This window comes from Microcystis sp. LE19-195.1E (assembly GCF_027532095.1).
Classification (GTDB): Bacteria; Cyanobacteriota; Cyanobacteriia; order Cyanobacteriales; family Microcystaceae; genus Microcystis; species Microcystis aeruginosa.
Genome location: NZ_JAPZSZ010000361.1, coordinates 1 through 5067 on the forward strand (window position 1 = coordinate 1; position 5067 = coordinate 5067).

The 5067-nt window shown below is 46.1% G+C and carries 6 protein-coding genes; 5 read left to right on the top strand and 1 reads right to left on the bottom strand.

The genetic code is table 11. The annotated features are described in order from the left end of the window. The first annotated feature begins 260 nt into the window (after window positions 1–260). From O9300_RS19305 to ctpA, 5 genes are all read left to right on the top strand, one after another. Window positions 261–761 (top strand): bifunctional nuclease family protein, encoded by a 501-nt coding sequence (locus O9300_RS19305; protein WP_061432090.1) that lies wholly within the window; start codon window positions 261–263, stop codon window positions 759–761. Between the two features lie 60 nt (window positions 762–821). Beyond that, window positions 822–956, top strand: a complete 135-nt coding sequence (locus O9300_RS19310) for a hypothetical protein (RefSeq protein ID WP_287973457.1) — start codon at window positions 822–824, stop codon at window positions 954–956. A gap of 36 nt (window positions 957–992) precedes the next feature. After that, entirely contained in the window at window positions 993–2120 is a 1128-nt protein-coding gene (locus O9300_RS19315) for an aldo/keto reductase (RefSeq protein ID WP_287973458.1), read from the top strand. A 132-nt stretch (window positions 2121–2252) separates the two neighbouring features. Beyond that, on the top strand, window positions 2253–3332 hold the full coding sequence (gene fba, locus O9300_RS19320; RefSeq protein WP_045358622.1) for a class II fructose-bisphosphate aldolase: 1080 nt from the start codon (window positions 2253–2255) through the stop codon (window positions 3330–3332). Between the two features lie 191 nt (window positions 3333–3523). Next, on the top strand, window positions 3524–4762 hold the full coding sequence (gene ctpA / locus O9300_RS19325) for a carboxyl-terminal processing protease CtpA (RefSeq protein ID WP_287973460.1): 1239 nt from the start codon (window positions 3524–3526) through the stop codon (window positions 4760–4762). A gap of 190 nt (window positions 4763–4952) precedes the next feature. Here ctpA and O9300_RS19330 read toward each other — a convergent pair. After that, a partial coding sequence (locus tag O9300_RS19330; RefSeq protein WP_130758671.1) for a transposase occupies window positions 4953–5067 on the bottom strand: 115 nt, incomplete at its 5' end.

The window sequence follows — 5067 nt, forward strand, 5'->3', positions numbered from 1 at the left end:
GAAATGGGGCGAAAGTCTGTGGACTCTGTGTAAGACAGTACATGGTTTTTTAACTGTGGTATGCGACGGTGGTGGAAGCAGAAACTTAAATCGTGAGGTTTAGGAATCGCCGCACTTTTAGGGCGGCGAGGATGTCAATAAAGATGAGGCTAATCCCTGCCATCTTAGGGCATACTGTGAGTGTAACGAAGCACTATATTACTCAGTTTGCTTTCCCACTCCTTCCCTAGCTGAATCTCTATCTTGGAGAAGCCATAGTCATGATCGAAATGAAAGTCGCTGGAATTGCCCTAGACGCTATCACTCGCAGTCCCATTGTACTACTCAAGGATGGTTCCGAGCGTCGCGCCCTACCTATCTACATCGGACAAGATCAGGCTAAGGCCATTATCACCGTCCTCGAACAACAAAAACCCCCTCGTCCCCTCACCCACGATTTGATCGCTAATATTTTTAAAGTTTGGGACATGGATTTAGAAAAGATTATCATCCATTCTCTCCAAGATAATACCTTTTATGCTGTTCTCTGTCTCCAGCGCGGCGAAGTCAAAAAAGAAATCGATTGTCGTCCCAGTGATGCGATCGCTATTGCCCTGCGTACCAACAGTCCCGTCTGGGTAATGGAAGAAGTGATCGCTTCCGCTTCTATTCCCGTCGATCGTGACGCGGATGAAGAGGAACGTCAAGCTTTTCGCAATTTCGTCTCCAATCTTAGCCCCTCAGACCTGATCCAACGTCGCGGTGATTTTAGTGATCAGTGAAAATTCAGGAGATAGGAGATAGGAGATAGGGATTTAGGGATTTAGGGAAATTTCAGCCAAATGCCCCACTGCCCCACTTCCCCACTGCCCCACTTCCCCACTGCCCCACTTCCCCACTTCCCCACTTCCCCACTGCCCCACTTCCCCACTCCCCCATCACCCCACACCCAATACCTTCTAACTGATAACTGGTAACTGATAACTGATAACTGGTAACTGATAACTGAATCAATGCGTTATCGACGATTTGGCCGTACTAATTGGCAATTTTCGCTGTTTTCCCTGGGGACAATGCGCTGTTTGTCCTCAGAGTCGGTGTTTACCGCAACAGTTGATCGCGCCCTAGAATTGGGGATTAATCACCTAGAAACGGCCAGAGGTTACGGTAATAGCGAAGTTTTTCTAGGTCGCTACCTGCAGCGTCAAGGGGTGCGGGAGCGGGTTTATCTGACTACGAAATTAGTCCCCACTCCCGATCGCCAAACTATGGAAAAAGCGATCGCCGAATCCCTAGAACGATTACAATTAAATTACCTCGATTGTCTAGCAATTCACGGTATTAACACCCGCGAGCATTTAAACTGGATTAAAGACCCGCAAGGCTGCATGAAAGCCGTTTTTATGGCCCAAGAAACTGGAAAAATCGGTCATATTGGCTTTTCTACCCATGCACCCCTAGAAATTATTCTGGAGACGATCAATACAGATTTCTTCGCTTTTGTCAATATCCATTACTATTTTTTTTGGCAAAGACAGCAACCAGCGATCGCTTTAGCCCAAGCAAAGGACATGGGTGTGTTTATTATTTCCCCTGCTGATAAGGGAGGGGGGCTCCACAGACCTCCCAAGAAGCTAGAGGAATTATGCGCTCCTTTTTCACCCTTAGAGCTAAATTATCGCTTTTTATTGAGCGATCCGCGCATTACTACCCTCAGCGTCGGGGCAGCGATCCCAGAGGAATTAGAGACAATTATTAACGTATGCGAAGGAGATCAGCCCCTAGATGCGGCAGAAATTGCCGTTTTTAAGCGTTTAGAGACACATTTAACCGATAAATTGGCTACAGATTTATGTAGCCAATGTTATCAATGTTTACCCTGTCCCGAAAATATTAATATCCCTGAAGTGTTGAGACTGCGGAATCTGGCAGTAGCTTACGAAATGACCGATTTTGGCCAGTATCGCTATCGAATGCTGGAAAATGCCGGTCATTGGTTCCCCGGACGCAAAGCGAATAATTGTACTGAATGCGGTGATTGTTTACCTCGCTGCCCGGAAAAATTGCCGATTCCCCGGCTGTTATTTGATACACACGAACTACTTAACGGCCCGCCGCAACGGAGATTGTGGTCATCTTAGGACGAAACTGGGAAAAATTTTTTTTGGGGATCGTCAAAGTGTAAAAACTATCTTAAGATTAACAGGTAAGAGAATTAACTTTCTTGAATTTAAAGAGACAAAAAACAAGAAATAGATTAAGGAGTAAAGGATATGGCACTCGTCCCCATGCGGTTATTGTTGGATCACGCGGCTGAGAACGGATATGGCATCCCCGCTTTTAACGTAAATAATATGGAGCAGATCCAAGCGATCATGCAAGCGGCGGCAGCCACCGACAGCCCCGTTATCCTGCAAGCTTCTCGCGGTGCGCGCAAATATGCAGGGGAAAACTTCCTGCGTCACCTGATCACCGCCGCGGTGGAAACCTATCCTCATATCCCCATCGTGATGCACCAAGATCACGGTAATGAACCCGCCACCTGCTACTCGGCGATCCGTAACGGTTTCACCAGTGTCATGATGGATGGTTCCTTAGAAGCGGATGCTAAAACTCCCGCCACCTACGAGTACAACGTTAACGTTACTGCTGAAGTAGTAAAAGTTGCTCACTCGATCGGTGCTAGTGTGGAAGGGGAACTCGGTTGTTTAGGTTCCTTAGAAACCGGTAAAGGAGAAGCGGAAGATGGCCACGGTTTTGAAGGGGAATTAGATCACTCGATGCTGTTAACCGATCCCGATGAAGCGGTGGATTTCGTCGAAAGAACCCAAGTAGATGCTTTAGCAGTAGCGATTGGTACTAGCCACGGCGCTTACAAATTTACCCGCAAACCCACCGGCGAAATTCTCGCTATTAGCCGTATTGAAGAAATTCACAGCCGTTTACCCAATACCCACTTGGTCATGCACGGTTCTTCCTCGGTCCCCGAAGATCTCCTCGAATTAATCAACCAATTCGGTGGCGCTATCCCCGAAACCTACGGTGTTCCCGTGGAAGAAATCCAAAAAGGCATCAAGAGTGGTGTGCGTAAAATCAATATCGACACCGACTGCCGTTTAGCAATTACCGCCGCAGTTCGTGAAGCACTATTCAGCAACCCGAAAGAGTTTGATCCCCGTTTCTTCCTGAAACCCTCGATCACCTATATGCAGAAAGTTTGTGCCGATCGCTATCAACAATTTGGTACCGCCGGTAACGCCAGCAAAATCAAACAAATGTCCCTCGATGATTACGCAGCCAAATATGCTAAAGGGCAATTAACCCAAGTCAGCAAAAAAGTTGTGGCTGTCTAGTAGCTGAACAATTAAGCGATCGCTTAATGGCACCGATCTAGTAGAATTTTTTGGGGTAGTTAACCATAACTACCCTCTTTTTTATGGGAATCCCTTGAAGGGAAAGAGTTACCAGATAAGAATCGATTTCAGAGAAAAGACTATACTGAAAATAATCAGCAGATCAGCACTTGATTTATAAGAGAAGCAAGATGAGAAAAAAATCGTTGTGGGTGGGATTATTGGTGGGATTTTGGTTTTGTCTGACTTGGATGGCATGGACACCCACAGCAGCCGCCTTTAGCGAAGAACAAAAATTACTACTGCAATCTTGGCGATTAGTCAACCAATCCTATTATGATGACACCTTTAATCATCAAAACTGGTGGCAGGTGCGGGAACAATTCATCAAAAAACCCCTCAACGATCGGACGGCGGCCTACAATGCGATCGAACAGATGTTAGCCACCCTCGATGAACCCTTTACCCGTCTCCTGCGACCGGATCAATACCATAACCTACAAATTAGCACCACGGGGGAATTATCGGGGGTAGGACTGCAAATTAATATCAATCCTGACAATGGTTACTTAGAAGTAGTTGCCCCCCTTGCCGGTTCTCCTGCTGAGGCCGCTGGTTTGACTAGCCACGATCGCATTTTGTTTATTGATGGCATCGATACCACTACTTTAACCCTCGACGCGGCGGCGGCCAAAATGCGCGGCACCCCCGGAACAGAAGTTTCCTTAGTCATTCTTCCCGATCAAAAAAGTCAACCAAAAACCCTATCTTTAACCCGTCAACGCATTTCTTTAAGTCCAGTGGTAGCGGTTTTAGATAAAAATTCTAGTTCCTTGCCGATCGGTTATGTGCGCTTAAATCAATTTAGTGCTAACGCTGCCAAAGAAGTCTCGGAAGCGGTGACGAACTTACAAAAACAAGGAGCCAAGGGTTATATTTTAGATTTAAGAAATAACCCCGGTGGTTTACTGCAAGCGGGCATAGAAATCGCTCGGATGTGGATTAATCAGGGAACGATCGTTTATACGGTTAATCGTGAGGGAATTGCCGATAGTTTTGCCGCTGCTGGCAATGCTTTAACCGATGCGCCTCTAGTGGTTTTAGTCAATCAGGGAACCGCCAGCGCCAGCGAGATTTTAGCCGGAGCATTACAGGACAATCAGCGAGGGGTTTTAGTGGGAGAAAAGACTTTCGGTAAGGGATTAATTCAGTCCCTATTCGAGTTACCCGATGGGGCAGGATTAGCGATTACCGTGGCGAAATATGAAACTCCCGCCCACCATGATATTCATAAGTTAGGAATTATGCCGGATCAAGTGGTGGCACAGGAACCGATCACATATCAGGAAATCGGCACCGAAAAAGATAGTCAATACCAAACGGCAATTCAGTTTTTAAACCAGAACACCGTTTTAGCCAAAGCTTCCTAAGTGGGGTTTTCAGTTATCAGTTACCAGTTATCAGTTATCAGTTATCAGATGCGAGTTTTCAGGATTCTTCGTTACTTGGTATAGTTCGATCGGGGGGCATAAATCGACTAAATCCTTATCTGGCAAGAGACTTAATTGATTAGTTCGTTAGAGAGGGAAAACAAGGCTCTTCGTTACCCTTTATGCTAAATCAACAGACAAGATGCCAAGATAACATACTTCTAACCCAAAAATTCCGAAAGTTTCTAAAGCCATAGCCTCTCCGTTTTATTAGTTTAAGTTTATTGTTGATTCCCTCGACCACC

Excerpts from the sequence above, each read along its gene's own strand:
- O9300_RS19305 (WP_061432090.1), top strand. The coding sequence starts at position 261 with ATGATCGAAATGAAAGTCGCTGGAATTGCCCTAGACGCTATCACTCGC.
- O9300_RS19310 (WP_287973457.1), top strand. The coding sequence starts at position 822 with ATGCCCCACTGCCCCACTTCCCCACTGCCCCACTTCCCCACTGCCCCA.
- O9300_RS19315 (WP_287973458.1), top strand. The coding sequence starts at position 993 with ATGCGTTATCGACGATTTGGCCGTACTAATTGGCAATTTTCGCTGTTT.
- fba (WP_045358622.1), top strand. The coding sequence starts at position 2,253 with ATGGCACTCGTCCCCATGCGGTTATTGTTGGATCACGCGGCTGAGAAC.
- ctpA (WP_287973460.1), top strand. The coding sequence starts at position 3,524 with ATGAGAAAAAAATCGTTGTGGGTGGGATTATTGGTGGGATTTTGGTTT.